The organism is Bacillus sp. FSL K6-0268 (assembly GCF_038005425.1).
GTDB lineage: Bacteria > Bacillota > Bacilli > Bacillales > Bacillaceae_G > Bacillus_A > Bacillus_A thuringiensis_S.
Window position 1 is genome coordinate 2,344,404 of record NZ_JBBOTF010000001.1, and the last position, 19,100, is coordinate 2,363,503.

The following is a 19,100-nucleotide window of genomic DNA, read 5'->3' on the forward strand; positions in this document are numbered from 1 at the left end:
ATCTTCCCTATACTATGCTCCAATAATAATTTCCCGAACAATAATACAAAGAGCGGATACTAATAAAGTGAAACTTTAATCAGCCCTCACCAATCGGGCTTTTACAGACAGCCCGGCAAATAGCGGGATAAAGACTAGATTAGGCATAAAAAATACGCCATCCCTTCTTATCAGTCTCCAGAAAGAATAACGCAAATTTTCATTTTTACTCATCATTTTTCGGACTATATGAAAACCCCGGATATTTCACAACAGGCCACTTCTCCTTACGCAGGGAATCCATTACTTGCGGGCCAACATGTATATTACTCTCCACTATTTCTTTAGGAGTCAGTGCCATCCATTGATTTAACGATACATCTTCAAAACGATTGCTTCTGAACATCTCTAAAAACCATAATGTTTCGGTACCTGTATTTTGAATATAATGCCCCGTCGCAAACGGTACATATCCGACATCACCAGCTCTATAATCAAATGTACGAGCGGTACCATTTCCAAGAAACACAGTCATTCTCGCTTCTCCTGTCAAATAATATTGCCATTCATCATTATTCGGGTGCCAATGAAGTTCTCTCATTCCACCAGGCTCAACCTCAACGAGCGCTGCTGCGATCGTTTTTGAAATAGGGAAATTTGTAGAATCTACAATTCGAACGCTACCACCAGGAGTCTTAATTGGCTTTTGTTTTAACAGTTCATGTTTAAATGTTAAAGGAACTTCCCCTTTCGGTGATTGAACTTCCTGACTTTCAAGCGAACCTGGCACCTCTCCTTGATAAATATAAACTTGACCTGAAGGGATAGAATGAAAAGCACTCTCAGGTACTCCAAAATTAGCCGACAACACTTCTTTTGGCGTATGCGCAAACCAATCAGAAATAGCTAAAGTAGATAAATCAGAAAAATGTCCATCATCGAAAACAAGTAGAAATTCACAATGTTCCAATCCTTGAATGGAATGCGGAATACCAGGCGGAAAATACCAAAGATCACCTGGTCCAACATCAGCAATAAAATTCCGTCCATTTTGATCAACAGCCGTTATGCGTGCCCGTCCTAAAAGCATATACGCCCATTCCGCTTCTTTATGCCAATGAAGTTCTCGTATTCCACCGGCCGTTAAGCTCATATTTACCCCAGCAATCGTCGTCGAAACTGGTAGTTCCCGAGCAGTAATCTCCCGAGACCACCCGCCGTGTTTCAAAATCATAGAAGTGTCCGAGAATGAAAACTTCAAGTTAGGAACTAATCCTGCATCCGTTATAGGTGGAACAAGCATATTCGGATTTTGAATATCTCGCATAACATTACGAGGTCCAGAATCAATTGCACCTGCTCCGTCGCTGCGGATTGGTTGCGGCACTTTCCCTCCCGCTTCATTAACAGTACGTTTCTTCATGATTACACCCCTTTTTCATCCGGTTATTAGGTGAAAATCCTCCACCATAGTGTATGAATTGGGCTTTAGATGGTTACAGTTACTATGGAGTTACATCAACTGCCTATCATTATCGTTTTGTTCATTTCTCAACTTATACTAGTATGGACAGCGTCTGGAAAGATAATGAAGAAATTAAATTAAAACTAATAAAAAACCCTGTAAAATTTATTACAGAGTTTTTCACCAATTATTTATTGTTTTACATATCGAATACGAACATTATCGTCCATATGATAAATTTGTAATGTGTTTCCATCATAGTTTTGCAATTTATACATGATACTATCATTTGTTAACTTTACTTCTTGACCGTCTTTAACTGCTTTTGTTACTTTTAAAGATAACTGGAATGATGGGACATCCACCGTATATGTTCCTGTTAAATAGTTATCTTTATTCGGATAAGAACCATTCGCATAAGACTCAAATGTTTTATCACCTTTTAGTACTAGCGTAGTTTTTACGCCACTGCCGTAATCAATACCCCAATTACCAATAATCTCAGTACCATCTTTAATGTTCTTCTGCATGTTGCTATAACTAATTCCTAACTCTTCACTTGTACCAACTGTATCTACAAATACCCCAGTTTTTGCTTGACTTTTATCTGTTTGAGCCTGACTGCCAGTAGTTGGGTTTGCCTGTGTAGAACTACTTGTTGTACTAGTAGATTTTTCCGTGGTTGTATCACCTTTTACTTCAGCCCTTAACTTATCAAATGTAGGTTTCCAAATACGTTTTGCTTCCTCTAATTTTATATTTGCTTTATTTAAGATTTCCTTATCAGTCTCTAAGCTAAAACCTTTATCGTTGAATAACTTCTCTATTTCACCGAATGTTTCTCTTAGTTTACCTGCAGCTCTTTCAATCTCTTTTTGGTCTTCTTTATGTTTTGGCGGTGCAGAAATCTTCTCTATCTTATCAAATACTTTATAGATGTCTTTAACACTATCTAATACCTCAGCTTTTGATTTACTTCCGTTTCTCAAATCCTTTACAGATGCATCATAGTAATCAAATCGTCTTAACATATCCTGTTCAATGTCTAATAAATATTGTGCATAATCTTCATCTAAAACTCGAACCTTTTGAACATCTTTACTTTCTTCTTTCGAATTAGTTGATTTTTCTTTTGTTCCAGAAGACTTAGCTTTACTTGTTTCTTCTGTCTTTGCTTCTTTACTTGCCGAATCTTTTACTGTAACACAACCACTTAATAATAATGTAACTGGAACTACAGCAGCCATTAGTTTCTTCACTTTCATACCTCATACTCCTTAAAGTAATTTACTCTTAGTTTGTTTTGCTACCGACACTCTTCGCTGCTTCTTCAAACAGTTTTGAACCTTCTTGTGCTTTACTTAATGATTGATGCATTTTACTCTCGTCTTCTTGGTCTAATGCATCAAAGAGAAGTTGGAAACAATCCGCATACAGTTCCATCGATTGCTTTATCTTCACTTGTTCTCCCTGTAATTCAGGAGGTGCTTGTAGATTCTTCAGTTTCGTTGCAGTTGCCTTTGCTCCACCTAAACTCAGTTGTACTTCACTTTTCTTTTGTTTGTATGATTTTACGTCTGAATCTGCTATTCCTTCAATTAATTTCATTGTATCTTCAATTTGAGTAGCACTATTTATGATATCTGCCTTGTACCTTTCAACATCTGAACCAGTTACCTTACCAGTTGAAGAACTAGAAGAAGTTGAATTATTTGAAGAAGAACTTGGTTGACTACTTGATGAACTACTGTTTGTACCTTCACCTTTCGCTACAGATAAGCTATCCTCTTTCTTGCTATCAGTTGACTTACTCTCTTTTTCAGAAGTCTTATTCTCTTTCTCTACCTTTTGCGTTTCTTCTTTCTTTGGCTCAGCTTTCTTACCATCAGTTTCAATTGTAATACAACCACTCAATAACATAACTGGTAACGCTAAACTTACTAATTTCTTTGCTTTCATGATTACTAATACCCCTTTATTTGTAAAATGTAGTGCAAACAAGTTAATATACTTAACTAATAAATTTCCCCCGAATAATTTATTAAAATCTACTATCCATAGATTTCCTGTATATTCATAATCTTTCCATATATATCATTTTACAAAGAATTACATATTTGGTCAAAGGGATTTATGTAGTCCTTAAAAGAAAATTTTAATCACAAAGAAAAGAAGCTAACAATAAATTGTTAACTTCTCGGCTTAAGGAAAAAATAGTATCTTTCCTTATCTTCTAATATCTAGGTTGTGATTGAATATTTGTAAGATGAACATCATACATATCAATGATTTCAAGAAATCTATCAGCTTCACGGAAAACATGGTCTGCTAATAATGGATGAATGATACTCTTTATTTTACATTGCTCAATTAAATCACGTGCTGTTTTCTTAAAATCCCGAAGAGATGTAACCGACACACGATTTTGATCTAAAAATTGATCTAAAAGTGGGACTGTTTGGGATTGTGGTTTCATAGATTCTAAGTCAATTGCTTGATACATCAATTCATCAAAATCAATGCTAAAATTCCGTGCTGTATCTACAAGCTTTCTTTCCGATGGATCAAGAAGATGGCCAATAAATTTAGCATGGTCTGCCATAATCCGTAAAAAGAAAACATTTTCTTTAATAATAGCATCAGGAAGGGCATCTAATTTCCCTTCATTTAATTGTATTAAACGTTTTCTAAAATAGTCAGCTTCCCTACTTGTATGGTCAACTAACAGTGGAAAGTTATTTTGTCCTGGCAATTTACATGTGAGAATTAATCCTAAAATTTTTCTTTTAAATCCCCAAATATTAGTTGCGGCTTGTTGTACTTCTGCATTAAATCTTTTTATTTGCTCAGGATCTGTTTCATTTGTATAGGAATGCGCTATTTGTTCGATATGTTCAAACAATCGATAAAATTGATTAGCCTCTTCAATTAGTTGAGTATCCTCGCATCTAAACCCTAAGCGAAGAAAAAAAGAATGCTCCTTCATGATTCTAGACCAAAAACGAATTTCATTTAATGAACGCTCAACAAACATTACAGATGTAACACCTGTATCAGGATGTAATGAAGTTTCATCCCTATGCATTGTTAATCCCCCCCCAGTAAAATCCCCGCTAGTTCCATTCTTATGAGTAAAAATATATATAAATACCATCAATAAAAGTTTATGATGACTCTCTTATACATGTAAAATTAAACTAATATAACCTTAGCTTGATGAACATATACTGCTCCCCCAGAAGAAAAAAAGCTACCACCTAGTTGTAAAATTCTACCAGGTGGTAGTCTTTCAAAATTTTTATTAAAGCAATACCGAATCTTTATCACTATCCTGATTACGTTTCTCACGCTCTTCTTCTAAGCGCTTCATATATACTTCGCCTTCTTTTTCAATAAACTCATTATCCATATCTTGCTCTTTTTTCGAAGTATATAAAACCATGTAGCCACTTAGTACAATCCCGACAATTACAAGATACACCCACCATGGTAAAGTTTCCAAATCACTTCATTCCTTTCCTTAGACAAGCCTTATTAGTTTCACTCTATGAGGAAAGAAGTGGATTTATGCTTAAAATTTTTATTGTGGATGCTTCGCGAAAAATGCTTGTACATATTCCATAAACTCAATTGGTTCTTGACGAAACGGTGCGTGGTATCCTTTTTCAATAATATGAAACGTACTATTCGCAAATAGCCCATGATACAGTTCACCATTTTTCCAAGAAACACTTTTATCATGTCGTCCCCATATAATTAAAGTCGGCACCTTAATTTTATCAGCTTCCATCGCAATGCGGCGCTCTCTCATTTTCGTAAGCTGATCATAATGCTCTTTATCATCCCGACTATTTTTCACTTCATTTTTATTATACTTCGTAATCTCAGTTACAGTTTGTAAGTCCGTCGATAGCGGTGGTACTTCATAACTTTCTTTTTGCTGGAAAGACTCTATCCCTGTGGAATCCGCCAAGATGAGATGCGTCACTGCATCCGGATATAAATACGCTAAATTAAGGGACATCTCTCCGCCCATTGAATGGCCGAGCACCGCAAACTGATCGTATCCGAGCTTCTTCATTAACTTATAATATAAATTCACTTGCGCAGGAAACGAATACTGAAAATCAATAGGTTTAGAAGAACGCCCAAACCCTAAAATATCAACCGCAATAATCGTATGGTCTCGCGCTAGTTCCGGATAAATATCACTAAACCCATCAGAAGAACCACCAAACCCGTGAAGCATAAGTAACGGAGGTTTCCCCTCACCAATTTGTTTAAAATAAATCGTCTGCCCATCAATTTGCGCCATACTCTCTTTCGTATTCAACTTCATCATAACAGTATCTTTCACTTCTCCAACCTTCGCAATCGGCTTCTCAACGAAGTTACAAACAATTAACAAAACGAGCACAATACCGCTAATCATATAAAACTTAAACCGTTTCAAAGTTCCCGTCTCCTTTCTCTTGTTTCTATTTAAAGTTTTTACATTTTTTGGTTATTTTATGTTATCCTTTTAATTGTAACTAAAACAGTTACAATTATACTAAAAAAATATAACTCACTTCTATTACTAATGGTTATTCTGTAACTATTATAGTTACATATTTAAAGTAAGTCAATTCTTTTCTCTACATGGCCTGAAAATAGAAAAAGGGACTCCATGTTGAAGTCCCTTTCTTTGTTATTATAGTTGGCTTACTCCGCCGTCGCCCCTATTATCTGCTGGTGCTCCTCCTGTGTCGCCAATGTTAACGTAGTCTGGTCTTGCTGGTGCTCCTCCGTCACCAATATTAACTGCTTGCTGTGTAGTAGAAGAAAAATTAAGTCCCAATGAAAGAATCCCTACAAAAATTAATCCTTTTGCTATTACGCCTACTTTTTTCATTATTTCAACGCCCCTTTTTCTAAATGTTTTTTCTGTGCTTGATTATTTATATAAAAATATTTACTTGCCTTTACATGGTTTTCTTCTTTATAAAATTGCATAGCTAAAATCTCAGTATATTCTTGAATACAATCCAACAAACCTTCTTTCTCAAAATATAAAATCCCATTTAAAATAGTGGATTCTAATAATACACTAGACGTCTTTTGATTCATTTCCTTTAAAATTACAAAACGGTGCTGAAATTCTTTATTTTGTATCTTATTACATATATCTAATCCTTTTTCAATTAATTCAGCGGCAGTATCGATTTTTCCAATTTTGTAATATTCACGTGCTAATACAAACATTGCTTTGAAATGTTTGGAATTACTTTTTATTACTTCTACTAAATGTCAAATTGCTAAACTCGAAAGGTTTTGACTTGCATATAACCATGCTAAATTATGACGAACCATTGTAATAAATCTTTCATTATCTATCTTTTGAAATACATCTAATGCCAAATTCAACTTCTCTTCGGCTTGTTCATATTGCTTTAAATCAATACAAGCCATTGCAAAAATATTCTCACACAAAGCAATACAAACTTCATAGCCAGGATGTTTTTCATATTCATCTTTTGCTAAACGTATTTGATCAATCGCCATCAATGGTTTATACGTTTGATAAGACAAATATGCAAATCTATAATTGAATTCAGCATGTTCCAACGAAGATGTTATATATTTAATTAATTTCCCAGCCTCTTCAAAGTGATTTTGTGACTCAATGTAATTTGATATATACATTGCATGAATACCTTTAAATAAGTGATAATAATGTGTTAAAAGTGCGTCATCAGGAATTATAAAGGTATTAATTTCATCAAAACTATTCTCTGTAATACTCAAACTATCAATTAGCACATGATAACGGAATTTTAATAATGCGTGATAAAATGCCGCATACTGATCTTCTTTAATATAAATAACCTTGATATAAATAACCTTGGACTCTATTTCCTCATTTAGTACTTTCGCTTTAACCACATCTTGTTTTAACATTGAATGATACCAATCATCCAATAAGTGTTTCATTTGCTCCCGCGTTACTACATCTGCTCCCATACACTCGCATCCCCTTTTCTCCAAAATTACAAAATTAGGATTTTTATACAATTATCAAAATTGTATATTACCACTCCTTTTCTATGTATTGAAAAATAATTATCAGAAAATTAAATATTTTAATTGATTATACCAAACTTTTCCTTTTTAATAACTTGAGAAACAATTGTCAGAAAATTTAACAGGACAAATAAAAAGCAAGCAGTTCCAGCACTCCGCTAAAACTACTTGCTCTCCTACTTATTATCTCTATTTTTACTCTTTAATAAATTCCTTCGTACTTCTCACTGTATCAATTGGACGAACTAATTTTTCAATTTCTTCACGTTTCGGCTCTAGGAATGGAGGTAAAGATAATTTTTCGCCAAGCGTTTCGTATGGCTCATCTCCCATAAACCCTGGGCCATCTGTTGCAAATTCAAATAAGATTTGTGGTGCAACTCTTGCATATAATGATTCGAAGAAGTGACGGTTTACATATCCAGATGAAGGAAGTCCTACGCTACTGATTCTCTCAATCCATTCTTCTAATACAGCGCGATCTTCTACGCGGAATGCCGCATGGTGCACTGTACCAAAACCTTGTTGTGCTTCAGGAAGAACTGTATTATGTTCTACAATAACAGATGCACCGTTTCCGCCTTTGTTCACTTCAAATAAATAGAATTCCCCTTCTTGCGCAACCTCTTTAAATAATAGAACTTTTTCTAACACTTCTTTGAAGAAGCTAAAGTTTGCAATACGGATGAATACAGGGCCTAAACCAGTAATTGCATATTCTAATGGTACTGGCCCGTTTTGCCACGGTGTACCTGATTCGATTCCTTTATCAAGTTCATCTGAGATTAATTGATATTGTTGGTCATCAAAGTCAACGAAAGAAAGAGTTTTCTTACCAAATTGCTCTTTAATTCCTGTATGTTCTACTTCAAGACGGTCAAAGCGTTTCACCCAATACTCTAATGCTGCATCAGTCGGAACACGGAATGAAGTTTTTGAAATTTCATTTGTACCGTGTACGCCTTTCGGAACACCTGGGAAATCAAAGAATGTCATATCTGTTCCTGCACTCCCTTTATCATCTGCAAAGAATAAATGATACGTTTGAATGTCATCTTGGTTTACTGTTTTTTTAACTAAACGCATTCCTAAAACGTGAGTGAAAAACTCATAGTTTTTTTCTGCACTACTTGTAATCGCTGTAACGTGGTGAATTCCTTTTAATTGGTTCATTTTATATTCCTCCAATGGTTTTAAATTTTATATTTTCTCTTCAATAGGTGCTAAATTCGCTTCAATTTCTGCTCGCTGATCTTCTAAGAACGGTGGTAAATCAAGTTTTTCTCCTAAATGTTCCACATCTCCATCAACTGTAAACCCTGGTCCATCTGTCGCAATTTCAAAAAGGATTCCGTTTGATTCACGGAAATATAAGCTTTTAAAGTAGAAACGGTCGATGATTCCTGAAGACTGGAAGCCTCTTTGTTTCACCTGTTCTTCCCAATAGGCAAGCTCTGCATCGTTTTTCACACGAATTGCTAAATGGTGGATGCTACCGCGGCCCGGCTTTTCAGTAGGACCATCTAAATATTTCACAACGATTTCTCCAAAAGCCTCTCCTTTAATGGACTGAAAAATTGCTTCCTCTTCGCTGCGGCTAACCTCTGTATAACCAAACATCTCTGTAAGTGTACTCGCCATTTTATCAAATCTACGAACTGTCATTTCTACAGAACCCATTCCTTGAATTTGATGCTTTGCAGGAACTTCTGATTTCTCCCAAGTTTCCCAGTGCTCTACTTTTTCCCCGTTTGAAACGAGTAGTACTAAGCGAAGACCTTCAGCATCCTCAAATTGTAAAGCAGGACGATTTGCATATGTTGTCATTTCACTATGTTTCACATCAAATTTCTCAAATCGTTCTTTCCAGTAATGTAAGCTTTCCTCTGAAGGAACGAGTAATCCAATTCGAGTAATCGCATTTGTACCGCGATATGTTCTTCCTACTAATGGAATTTCAAAAAATGATAACTCTGTACCCGGACTTCCCGTTTTATCTCCGTAAAATAAATGGTACATTGACGGATCATCTTGGTTTACTGTCATTTTCACACGACGTAATCCAAGCACATTTTTATAAAAGTGATTATTTTCATTTGCATTTTTCGTAACCATTGAAATGTGATGATGCCCTTTAATTTTATACATTGGTTATTCCTCCGTTTCGTTTTACTAGTCAAGTGATAACTAAAAAAATAATATTTCCCACAACTAATATGGTTTTTAGCTTTTCAATTTATTCTTAATTATGTTTTTGTAAATTCATCTTAGTTTTTACTGTATAAGTTACTTTGTTTTTTAATCGAAAACAACTGAGTGTATGTTTTTCATATGACTCAATCGCTTTCGTTACTATCACTTTACACCTCAAGTGATTGAAAAGCAAGAGAAAAATCTCGAATTCGAGATTTTTTTGTTAAATAACATTTAGGGTGTAAAATCTGATTATTTACGTAATTGACATTCTATTAAAACGCTCATTTACAGAAGAACATTATTCAAGTGAAGCCCTCTATAATTCAATTACAACTCCTTGAAAGTTTATGATACTATCCTGATCACACTTTTTATATTTAATGTTTTAAGGAAAAAAGCTATACTATAAGCGAAACTAAAAATCAGAAAGGAAATACCAGAACATGGAAAATTATATGCTATTTATCCTTACAGCACTCCTTATTATAATGATGCCTGGTCCCGGTTTTGCTTTAGTTACAAAAAACACTATCTCTCATGGTAGAAATGGTGGGATAAAGACCGTCTTAGGAACGGTATCTGGAATGATGATTCATACAATAATGGCTACACTAGGACTCTCTGCTATCTTAATGAAATTTGCTATGCTATTTACATTAATAAAATATGCTGGGGCATTTTATTTAATTTATTTAGCTGTAAAGTCAATTAAAAGTGCCTTTTCTAAAAAAGAAGATATGTCAAGTTCAGTGGAAATAAACTCTAAGGATATTGGAACGGTTAAAAGTTTTAGACAAGGATTTACCACGGCAATCTTAAACCCAAAAACGGCTGTATTTTTCCTTAGTTTTCTACCCCAATTTATTGTGAGTAATCAAAGTCATTTCTTCCAATTTCTTTTGTTGGGATTCACATTTACGACTTTGACAGCAATATGGTATTTACTTTATATCTCTCTAATACGTCAATTAAGAACTTTTTTAAGAAAAGAAAAGGTGAACCGTACAATAGAGGGTATTACTGGCACAGTATTATTAGTATTTGGAGTCAGGCTATTTTTCCAAAAATAAATATGTAATAGAGAGAGTTTAAAACTTTCGGTTTTTCCAATAAATGAATCAATATAAAAAGTATGGCTTTCAAACAGTAAAAAATGAACAAACGGGTGTGTTTGTGGAATAAGCTTCAATAAAATAACCAAACTTTTTATAAAGAAGTGAATCGATTATATTAAAATTGATATAAAGGCGTTATCCTTTCCTATGATTTCTCAGAAAGAATAACGCCTTTTTCTTTTTAGAGGGTATTTTGTCTAGTTAGCTTGATAGCGATGTGGTTCTATCCCTTATAAAGTAAAACTTTAATCAGTGGGGGTTTTGTTCATCCCCCACTGATTATTAGTTGAACCAATCGGGCTTTTACGGACAGTTGATCCCCCACCTAACTTCTTTGCTTCCGCTGAATTTTGAGGTGGGGGTCTTACTGCCCGTTAATGCGGGATAAATGTTACAAAAACATTTATAATAGCTCTAACTTGCACAATGCTTCCCGTTAATATAATACGCTGATTCTGTGAAAACCGTAAATACAACCTCTACTTCTGGAAGTCCAAAATCCATTACATATGTAGTAATGGCCTTGGCAAATCGATCACGAATTTCCTGTCCACGCTCGAACCATTTCACTTCAATAAGAGGAAACGCTTCTATTTCTTCTCCATTGAATACAAACGTAGAACTTGGTAGTTCCAACGTAAAATTATCCGTACCACACTCACAAATCTCTGCGAGCTCTTCTACTAATGGCTTGCTTATGTGTTTTAATTGTTCAGTAGTAATTCCACGAAACACAACATGCGGCATGTGAATCCCTCCTTTAGATAGTTTTATATTTGCTCACATCATAGCACAATTCTCCCACCTTTTAACAAAAATAGATGCTAAACAAGTTTCAACTCTTATTTTTAGGCCTGTTATACAGGCTGAAGCGATTCTAAGTATCTGCCATATTAAAGTTGATATGCTCCCATTCTAGTGGTGAGATATGTTTTAATCGTTCTTCGTTAACCCCATGCGTACTTCTTAACTATTTCATTTAATTTTTAATAAAGAAAACAGCCTCACTAAGCTTTTAGAACTTAATGAGGCCACTTTATTCACACTTTTAATTATGGAACGTCGGTTTATAGAACGAACGATTTTAATCTAGCGCTAGATAATAAACGATAAAAAGATTAAAACGTTTATACAACAAGCCCTACATTTCACTTGCATTTTTTCTTTATCGATAAAAAACGTAACAAAAAGAAAGATATGTGGGCGAAATGTGGGCACAAACAACAAAAGAGCACAACGTGTGTATATCGTGCGCCAACACTTTATATACCATTCACCTGATACACCCAGGTAAACACTTGCCATACTCTCATGGGTTATTGTACATCATGTAGGGTTTCTTAAGCAACGTTTACCAAATTGGTGACGTTGCTTTTTTGTTCCAACAAAGGAGCCGACTAATGAAAACTCGTATTGATGTTATTGCAAGTAAAAAAACTTATTGTAATCTTTCTACATTTAAAAAAGTTGAAGAATTAAACAAAACTATACGTACATACAGAGATAATATCCGTATGTCTATTAAGCGTACGGATGTACAATCTAAACTAATTGCACTACTTGAAATTTTAAAACGCCACAGCTGTAAATACGTAGGTGTTAGTTTCCTATGCAAAAATAGAATTGCTGAAAAAATGAAAGTATCCTATAAAACTGTACAACGTTTAATGAAGAAGCTTGTGGATTTAAAGATAATCAAACAAGTCGCAATGAAGCGCACAAAAGATATGCTTCAAACTTCAAATGCTATTATTATCCAACCTATTGTAGAGGAAGTGTCCGACAAGATAGATACAAAAAGTCCTGCAAAGTGTCCTACCATTAAAACAAAACCTGTTTCCTTAAAACAAAATATAAAAGATATAAACAAACGTAATAGTAATGAGAACGACACAACACTTGTAGAAAACATTAAGCAAGCTAATTTCGTCGCACACTGGGTACCCGAACGTTTTGTTTCTTTCACTCGCTCTTTTTATCATGAATCCAAAACCATTCAAGAACTGTGGAAGGTCGTAAGACAGTGCAATCGATTTGTGAACTATACAACAGGGCAACGCGCATTTACGAAAGAACAGGAGCTTACGATTGGCTTAGTAGCTATCAAAGAGCTTGTGATGAAAATGAAATCCCGCGTAAACATGAAGAAAGGAACATTCGCGTATTTCAACGGGATTGTAAATAACATCATGGACAAGTTCTACTTCGATACAGCATGTATGAGCAAATAAAAATACCTAGCTGCAGTGAACTAGGTATTTCGATGTTGAAACTATCCATGAATTGTATTGTGCTTCTTGTCAAACAACTCACACTGTGCGTATTCACTCTACATAGGATCGTCCATTTGATGACGGATGCTGTTTCTTTTTCTGACATTTAGGGTTGCTGTGAACTTTCGTTCCCCTTCTCGTATCTTGTATCAGGCGACTGAATACCCATCTCATTAATCCTAGCGCTGAAAGTGCGCTTGTTTTCACATATGGCGTAATTAGAATGGGTATTTCTACTGTGCATCTTTGTTTTTACGTGATGGGTAGATTGGCAATGAGAATGGTCGTTCCAGCTGTTCCAAAATAGCGAACATTTCCTGTTGTTCCCTTGATCGTTTTTTCTTATGGTTTTATCTGAATAAAAACCGTTCTACTCCCTCCTCCTAAAAGCTTTACTCATGATTGTGAAAATAGTTGTTTTGGTGTTAGATGGGTTACTTTACACGAACATTTAAAAACATGGTCTATAACTATATCGACAGCTTCAGGGATATTCATAACTTTGCACAGCGTAAGGCCCATATGCATGCTAGTAATCTGGCTATTCTCCAGCAATTCCTCGAAAGATAACTGTGCCGATGGCCCTGATTTGGGTAGGGATTCACGTGAAACTGAGGTGCGTCAGTTTTCATTGTACATCTACAAAAGAAGGAGGCATACACCTCCTGATTCCCTTATAAACTTGGTGGGTTAATCGCCACACCGTTAGGATTCGTGCCCATCGCGATGGTTGTCACCTTGGCGTACGAAGATGCGTCCATCACCGACACGTTGTTACTGCCGTAGTTCGTCACCCAGACCTGGTTGTTGACCACGTCCACCGCCACATAGCGAGGACTCGTGCCCACCGCGATGGTTGTCACCTTAGCGTACGAAGATGCGTCCATCACCGACACACTGTTACTGTTAGCGTTCGTCACCCAGACTCGGTTGTTCGCCGCGTCCACCGCCACACCGTGAGGATTCGTGCCCACCGCGATGGTTATCACCTTGGCGTACGAAGATGCGTCCATCACCGACACGTTGGCACTGCCGCGGTTCGCCACCCAGACCCGGTTGTTCGCCGCGTCCACCGCCACACCGTGAGGATTCGAACCCACCGCGATGGTTATCACCTTAGCATACGAGGATGCGTTAATTACCGACACATTGGCACTGCCGCGGTTCGTCACCCACACCCGGTTATTCGCCGCGTCCACCGCCACACCGTAAGGACTCGAGCCCACGGTGATGGTTATCATCTTAGCGTACGAAGATGCGTTAATTACCGACACCCTGCTACTGTCACTGTTAGCGTACGTCACCCACACCTGGTTATTCGCCGCGTCCACCGCCACACCGAAAGGACTCGAGCCCATCGCGATGGTTGTCACCTTGGCGTACGAAGATGCGTTAATTACCGACACGCTGTTACTGTTACTGTTAGCGTTCGCCACCCACACCTGGTTGTTGACCACGTCCACCGCCACGCCGTAAGGATTCGTGCCCACCGCGATGGTCGTTACCTTGGTATATAACGTTCCATCGACGACGGAGACACTCGCACTACCATAGTTCGTCACAAACACATTCCCTGCCGGCAACGTAGGCGTAGGCCCAGTCGGTCCCGTCACTCCAGTCGGCCCAGTTGGCCCCTGTGGCCCGGTAACCCCATTATCACCCTCTGGCCCAGGAATCCCAGTTGGTCCCGCTGGTCCCTGTAATCCCTGCATTCCTTGCGTTCCTTGGTCGCCTTTCACACCTGGAATCCCTGCAGGCCCTTGCACCCCTTGTGGTCCTGTAAATCCAGCCGCACCTTGTGCACCTTGTGCGCCCGGTGCACCTTGCAACCCTTGTGACCCTGCTGGACCCGTTGGTCCTGGAGATCCAGACGGCACATCAGACGTAATCGTCACCGTAAAGGTAAGTGTGTTCAACAGTTGATTTTTTACTGCGGGACTCGACGTCAACAGCTCGGCTACAAAAATCGAAAGCGCGTTATACAACGACTGCATCATATTCGAAATTTTTCCGATTTGCGCCACACCATTTAATTGATTACTCGTACCAAGTAAGAGAAACAAACTATACCGCGTCGCATTCCGTCCAGCTGGTGTCGGGAATTCATTCAATAAGAAGTTGTATAGGAGATTTAGTTCGTTTTTGAGCTGTAACTGCGTAGCGGGCGTGGGATTGTTGAAGTAAGCTGTTACGGCTAACTGTAGATTGGCAAATAAGTTTAACAGAGCTGCTTCTTGCGCAGGGGTAATCGGAACCGTTGGCGTGATCATCGGTCCGATATCTGGTAGACCGAGGTTTTGATTGTTTGAATTGCTGTGATCATTCGTCATCGCTGTTTCCTCCTTGCGTATTGTTTTTGTGTATCCCCTCTACCAGAAATGAGGTGCCCTTGTTTTTCTTTGCTAATAATGTATTACTGACGCCAATCGCCCCCGTCGGTCCTGTTGGTCCCGGAGGTCCTTGTGGTCCGGTCGGTCCCGTTGGTCCGGTCACACCATTGTCTCCTTCAGGTCCTTGCACGCCTTGTGGACCCGCTGGTCCTTGTGATCCCTGTGCGCCTTGTGGTCCCTGATCTCCTTCTTGCCCTTGAAGTCCTGTCACACCTGGAAAACCTTGCGTTCCTTGCGGTCCCTGTAAGCCAGGTGGACCCGCTGGTCCTTGTGACCCTTGTGGTCCTTGTGATCCCGCTGGTCCAGTTTCTCCTTGCACCGTATTCAGCTTTGTGGATGTTGCTGCAAATAAATTGATGAGAATGACGAACAATTGATTTTGAACGGATGGCGAAGACGTGATCAGAGACGCGACAAATACAGAAAGCGCGTTATACAGCGCATTTAACATCTCTGCGATTTGCCCAACCGGTGCAGTCAAGCTGGCTAACGAATTTGTCGTACCAAGTAAAAGAAACATATTATACCGCGTCGCATTTCGCCCATCTGGCGTCGGAAACGTATTGAGTAAAAACGTGTATAACTGGTCACAGGCTTGCTGCAGCGCTTGATTTGGTAGTATCGTCGGATTGGCAAAATAATTCACCACCGCGGTTTGTAACTGCTGAAACAGCGTAATCAGCTGTGCTTCTTCCGCTGGTGTAATGGGAATCGTGGGTACCAACATGGGTACCACATTGTGATCTTCTTGCTTCATGTTATCATTCCTCCTTTTTTTAATAGATGCACACACCGTAGCCACGGCTTATGCCCGCCCAGTGCTTCTTCGAGCCAGGCTAGGCGCTGACGGTCAGGTGTAAAATAGTAAACCTGCGGTACAGACTTGCCGCTTTTTTCTGCATGTTTCACAAGTCCTTCATACCGACGCATGTTACAAAGTGTGTGATGTAGATTTTCTCCATTATCGATCTCCACAAGATGCAATCGCTTCCGGTCATACCAATACGCTGCCGGCACAAGCGGGTCCCGCTTTACAGAAGACAATACCTCTTCTTGCCACCGCCACTCAGGATACCCGCACCATTCCCAAATTTCATTATGATAGAGGACATCGTAGATGTCTTGTAACTCTGTCAAAATGGTCACATGAGACGTTCCCAGTAACGCACCGCCTTTGCTATTGAGTCCGTAAATATGACGAGACGGTTCTGTAATGATGTGAAGATAGGGACTCAGTTTCTCCAGTTTACGCAGAATGCGTCGCCTGTTATAAAAACCAATATAAGAAACAAGCTGACTGGTTGTGGTCCACTGAAACTGTTGAATGATTCCTAGCAGCTCCAAATCAGTCACGGTTTGTGCCACCGTCACTTTTTTCGTCATGATACCACCTCCTTTTTTCCAAAATCAAAACAAACGAAAAAAAATAAGCACAAGAAAAAGAATGCCATACACACAAGGATTTCCACACAAAAAGTTCCCAATAAGGTGTACCCTATTGAAAAAATAGAAATAGTAAGGATTGCTATATGTATATGCCTCTCATCAAACGAAAAAAGAATATGTTTATCACGTAATGTGCGCGATGTTACAGTGACTAGGAAAAGAACGATTGGTTTTATTTACCATATGAATAGGTTGTTTTTTTATTTTTTCTGTGTGTTAGCACATTTTTTTGGTGAAATGAGCAAAAAATGTGCACGAAGAGCTTGGGCGTTGTATAGAATACAGTAAGCAACGAAAGAGAGATTTTCTTATTCCTGGTAGAGGATGGGCATTTCTTTATATGATGCGTTGCATCGCAACGAACAAGAAAGATTCCTCAATATGCTGATTCTGGTTGTTTTCACTTTTTTCTTTCGGGTACACCCTATCGGGAACTTTATCTCTTATTGCGCCAAAGAAACAAAAGAAAATCGTACATACATCCAGCAAACGCATAATAGATTCCTACTTTCCTAGCTTTCAAACCATACAAACTCCCCTTCTGCTACTCTCCCATTTTTCAGTTCCTTCACCCACCAAAACAGACACACCCTGCCCCTTACCCCCGTACATAGTCACTCCCCCTCTCACGCATTCCTCTACATCGGCCAATGCTTGCCCCACCTACGTTTTCCTCCCGCCCTATTTCTTGTCATACAATAAAAATTGCCGCATGTTCTCTCCACTGCGCCATGGTTTTCACATCATTTCCTACAAAAGGAATCTCTTCTTTTCTGGTCCATCTATCGCCCCTAGTTTCCTATGTTGCAAGATTTCCTAACAGTGATAACGGCCACTGTGGAAATTTTTTTATGTGATAGCATATATTGCTTGTATCTTACATAACATAAAGTACTCCTGGTTTATGATATGCCTGACAAAAAACACGCCCATCAAAAAAAAGCAAGCCAGACCACTACCCTGGCTTGCTTCTTCCTTGCGCATACCTATTTCATTTATTATTTACATGATATGTTTTACCTTTCAAATTTCACATATTCACCTAAAACCCACTGATTTCCCCCAACGTTATACCAACCATCTTTATATCCCCACGACTGATACTGTTCTCCTTGGCACACATTTTTTACCATGTCATAATGCGTTCCTGGACCTTTACGAACGCGTAATATATCCGCTATAATCGTAACAACACCTACCCCATTTAATGATTGTGTGGATGCACCTGCACCGTTATAGGCGTTTTGCACCCTTTCTATAAAGAAATTCCAACGTCCTTCATCTAACATACGATGTGGGCAGTACTTTCCGCTCCACGATTGGTGTGTGCGTACTTTGCTAATGGGAATACTGTACTGTTTCATGAGCTGTGCTACAACGCTAGCGGCATGATCTTCCGCTTGATAGTATCTCTCTCCACCGTTTAAAGAATAACAGATTTCTACACTAATAGACTTGCGATTACCGGAACCGTTTCCGTCACCACAGGACCATGCGTTACGCTCTAACGGAATTCCTTGTACAGCTTCCTTATCATCTACCGCGATATGAAACGATACTTGGTTGTCATTCCGAATCATATATGCTACTTCATTTTTTGCTGATGCATCATTGTACGTATTGTGCACGGTGATCCACTCTGGATGCATGGTATACGGACACTTTGTACCATATTTACTTGGGTCAACGAATTGTTTTCTGATTTCCATTATTGAACCTCTCCCTTGTTCTCTTCTTGTTTTTGTTTCCCACCTAATATCTCAACTGCATTTGTTAAAGCTTGTGGCAACGGAATCCCCATTCGACCAGCATTTTCTAAAAGTGAAAGTAACTCATTGCCCATGAAGAAGAAAATAGTCGCTTCACGAATTGCGCTGTTACTTCCCAGTGCTGTATCTAGTTGAGCGGCCGCTCCGACCAAAAGAAAAAGCACCACCTTTTTGGCGATGCCTTTGAAACCCACTTTACTTTTTAATTCTCCGTTATATCCAGCTGCGACTACTCCTGTGGTATAGTCGCTAGCTGCCATGATGACTAGAACTTTCAATGTTGCATCCCATCCTCCCAAGAAATACCCACAGAAGCCACCAAACGTGGCAATAAAAGTTTTTAATACTATATCGATACGATCCATCTTTTTCTCTCCTTTATGCAGCCTGCTTATGCACGCTTA

Annotated in this window: 17 protein-coding genes and 2 pseudogenes; 3 read left to right on the forward strand and 16 right to left on the reverse strand. The window is 38.4% G+C overall.

Annotated features, from left to right (window positions below):
• Positions 1–205: 205 nt before the first annotated feature.
• The 10 genes and pseudogenes from MHI28_RS12025 to MHI28_RS12070 form a co-directional block, all read right to left on the reverse strand.
• A complete protein-coding gene (locus MHI28_RS12025) occupies positions 206–1,402 on the reverse strand; it encodes an oxalate decarboxylase family bicupin (RefSeq protein ID WP_000747506.1) in 1,197 nt (398 codons plus the stop codon).
• Between the two features lie 233 nt (positions 1,403–1,635).
• The gene (locus tag MHI28_RS12030) at positions 1,636–2,709 is read right to left on the reverse strand and encodes a DUF3994 domain-containing protein (RefSeq protein ID WP_000865195.1); all 1,074 of its coding nucleotides are present in this window, start codon (positions 2,707–2,709) and stop codon (positions 1,636–1,638) included.
• 28 nt (positions 2,710–2,737) lie between these two features.
• Positions 2,738–3,403 (reverse strand): DUF7018 domain-containing (lipo)protein, encoded by a 666-nt coding sequence (locus MHI28_RS12035; RefSeq protein ID WP_086413059.1) that lies wholly within the window; start codon positions 3,401–3,403, stop codon positions 2,738–2,740.
• A 274-nt stretch (positions 3,404–3,677) separates the two neighbouring features.
• Positions 3,678–4,529 (reverse strand): DUF2935 domain-containing protein, encoded by an 852-nt coding sequence (locus MHI28_RS12040; protein ID WP_340827982.1) that lies wholly within the window; start codon positions 4,527–4,529, stop codon positions 3,678–3,680.
• A gap of 216 nt (positions 4,530–4,745) precedes the next feature.
• The gene (locus tag MHI28_RS12045; RefSeq protein ID WP_000449223.1) at positions 4,746–4,946 is read right to left on the reverse strand and encodes a sporulation YhaL family protein; all 201 of its coding nucleotides are present in this window, start codon (positions 4,944–4,946) and stop codon (positions 4,746–4,748) included.
• A 78-nt stretch (positions 4,947–5,024) separates the two neighbouring features.
• A complete protein-coding gene (locus MHI28_RS12050; RefSeq protein ID WP_000819485.1) occupies positions 5,025–5,897 on the reverse strand; it encodes an alpha/beta fold hydrolase in 873 nt (290 codons plus the stop codon).
• Between the two features lie 240 nt (positions 5,898–6,137).
• On the reverse strand, positions 6,138–6,338 hold the full coding sequence (locus MHI28_RS12055; protein ID WP_000755466.1) for a Phr family secreted Rap phosphatase inhibitor: 201 nt from the start codon (positions 6,336–6,338) through the stop codon (positions 6,138–6,140).
• A pseudogene (locus MHI28_RS12060) lies at positions 6,338–7,447 on the reverse strand (response regulator aspartate phosphatase). The gene MHI28_RS12055 and the pseudogene MHI28_RS12060 overlap by 1 nt, the downstream one beginning before the upstream one ends.
• Positions 7,448–7,702: 255 nt before the next feature.
• Positions 7,703–8,680, reverse strand: coding sequence for a ring-cleaving dioxygenase (locus tag MHI28_RS12065; RefSeq protein ID WP_001072581.1), 978 nt, complete (start codon positions 8,678–8,680; stop codon positions 7,703–7,705).
• Between the two features lie 27 nt (positions 8,681–8,707).
• A complete protein-coding gene (locus tag MHI28_RS12070) occupies positions 8,708–9,655 on the reverse strand; it encodes a ring-cleaving dioxygenase (protein ID WP_340827983.1) in 948 nt (315 codons plus the stop codon).
• Positions 9,656–10,146: 491 nt separating this feature from the next.
• On the opposite strand from MHI28_RS12070, the gene MHI28_RS12075 reads away from it, so the two are divergent.
• Complete coding sequence (locus MHI28_RS12075) at positions 10,147–10,773, forward strand: LysE family translocator (protein WP_000433010.1); 627 nt, start codon at positions 10,147–10,149, stop codon at positions 10,771–10,773.
• Positions 10,774–11,232: 459 nt separating this feature from the next.
• On the opposite strand, the gene MHI28_RS12080 is transcribed toward MHI28_RS12075, so the two are convergent.
• The gene (locus MHI28_RS12080) at positions 11,233–11,565 is read right to left on the reverse strand and encodes a DUF1904 family protein (protein WP_001120954.1); all 333 of its coding nucleotides are present in this window, start codon (positions 11,563–11,565) and stop codon (positions 11,233–11,235) included.
• A 653-nt stretch (positions 11,566–12,218) separates the two neighbouring features.
• Here MHI28_RS12080 and MHI28_RS12085 point away from each other — a divergent pair.
• Together MHI28_RS12085 and MHI28_RS12090 are read left to right on the forward strand one after the other, a co-directional pair.
• Positions 12,219–13,049, forward strand: coding sequence for a helix-turn-helix domain-containing protein (locus tag MHI28_RS12085; RefSeq protein WP_340827984.1), 831 nt, complete (start codon positions 12,219–12,221; stop codon positions 13,047–13,049).
• A 471-nt stretch (positions 13,050–13,520) separates the two neighbouring features.
• A pseudogene (locus tag MHI28_RS12090) lies at positions 13,521–13,661 on the forward strand (cytosolic protein); the annotation flags it as partial.
• 104 nt (positions 13,662–13,765) lie between these two features.
• On the opposite strand, the gene MHI28_RS12095 reads toward MHI28_RS12090, so the two are convergent.
• From MHI28_RS12095 to MHI28_RS12115, 5 genes are all read right to left on the reverse strand, one after another.
• Complete coding sequence (locus tag MHI28_RS12095) at positions 13,766–15,421, reverse strand: collagen-like repeat preface domain-containing protein (protein WP_340827985.1); 1,656 nt, start codon at positions 15,419–15,421, stop codon at positions 13,766–13,768.
• Positions 15,411–16,208 carry a collagen-like repeat preface domain-containing protein gene (locus MHI28_RS12100; RefSeq protein ID WP_340828444.1) on the reverse strand — a complete coding sequence of 266 codons (798 nt, stop codon included), beginning with the start codon at positions 16,206–16,208 and terminating at the stop codon, positions 15,411–15,413. The genes MHI28_RS12095 and MHI28_RS12100 overlap by 11 nt, the downstream gene beginning before the upstream one ends.
• Before the next feature lie 26 nt (positions 16,209–16,234).
• Positions 16,235–16,864, reverse strand: coding sequence for a hypothetical protein (locus MHI28_RS12105; RefSeq protein WP_340827986.1), 630 nt, complete (start codon positions 16,862–16,864; stop codon positions 16,235–16,237).
• 1,079 nt (positions 16,865–17,943) lie between these two features.
• Positions 17,944–18,636: an N-acetylmuramoyl-L-alanine amidase gene (locus MHI28_RS12110; RefSeq protein WP_277547957.1), complete on the reverse strand. Its 693-nt coding sequence runs from the start codon at positions 18,634–18,636 to the stop codon at positions 17,944–17,946.
• Complete coding sequence (locus MHI28_RS12115) at positions 18,636–19,061, reverse strand: phage holin family protein (protein ID WP_277547959.1); 426 nt, start codon at positions 19,059–19,061, stop codon at positions 18,636–18,638. The genes MHI28_RS12110 and MHI28_RS12115 overlap by 1 nt, the downstream gene beginning before the upstream one ends.
• Positions 19,062–19,100: the final 39 nt, after the last annotated feature.

What these genes read in the sequence shown, in the direction of transcription:
- MHI28_RS12025 (WP_000747506.1), bottom strand. Translation starts at nt 1,402, where the DNA reads ATGAAGAAACGTACTGTTAATGAAGCGGGAGGGAAAGTGCCGCAACCA.
- MHI28_RS12030 (WP_000865195.1), bottom strand. Translation starts at nt 2,709, where the DNA reads ATGAAAGTGAAGAAACTAATGGCTGCTGTAGTTCCAGTTACATTATTA.
- MHI28_RS12035 (WP_086413059.1), bottom strand. Translation starts at nt 3,403, where the DNA reads ATGAAAGCAAAGAAATTAGTAAGTTTAGCGTTACCAGTTATGTTATTG.
- MHI28_RS12040 (WP_340827982.1), bottom strand. Translation starts at nt 4,529, where the DNA reads ATGCATAGGGATGAAACTTCATTACATCCTGATACAGGTGTTACATCT.
- MHI28_RS12055 (WP_000755466.1), bottom strand. Translation starts at nt 6,338, where the DNA reads ATGAAAAAAGTAGGCGTAATAGCAAAAGGATTAATTTTTGTAGGGATT.
- MHI28_RS12065 (WP_001072581.1), bottom strand. Translation starts at nt 8,680, where the DNA reads ATGAACCAATTAAAAGGAATTCACCACGTTACAGCGATTACAAGTAGT.
- MHI28_RS12070 (WP_340827983.1), bottom strand. Translation starts at nt 9,655, where the DNA reads ATGTATAAAATTAAAGGGCATCATCACATTTCAATGGTTACGAAAAAT.
- MHI28_RS12075 (WP_000433010.1), top strand. Translation starts at nt 10,147, where the DNA reads ATGGAAAATTATATGCTATTTATCCTTACAGCACTCCTTATTATAATG.
- MHI28_RS12080 (WP_001120954.1), bottom strand. Translation starts at nt 11,565, where the DNA reads ATGCCGCATGTTGTGTTTCGTGGAATTACTACTGAACAATTAAAACAC.
- MHI28_RS12085 (WP_340827984.1), top strand. Translation starts at nt 12,219, where the DNA reads ATGAAAACTCGTATTGATGTTATTGCAAGTAAAAAAACTTATTGTAAT.
- MHI28_RS12095 (WP_340827985.1), bottom strand. Translation starts at nt 15,421, where the DNA reads ATGACGAATGATCACAGCAATTCAAACAATCAAAACCTCGGTCTACCA.
- MHI28_RS12100 (WP_340828444.1), bottom strand. Translation starts at nt 16,208, where the DNA reads ATGTTGGTACCCACGATTCCCATTACACCAGCGGAAGAAGCACAGCTG.
- MHI28_RS12105 (WP_340827986.1), bottom strand. Translation starts at nt 16,864, where the DNA reads ATGACGAAAAAAGTGACGGTGGCACAAACCGTGACTGATTTGGAGCTG.
- MHI28_RS12110 (WP_277547957.1), bottom strand. Translation starts at nt 18,636, where the DNA reads ATGGAAATCAGAAAACAATTCGTTGACCCAAGTAAATATGGTACAAAG.
- MHI28_RS12115 (WP_277547959.1), bottom strand. Translation starts at nt 19,061, where the DNA reads ATGGATCGTATCGATATAGTATTAAAAACTTTTATTGCCACGTTTGGT.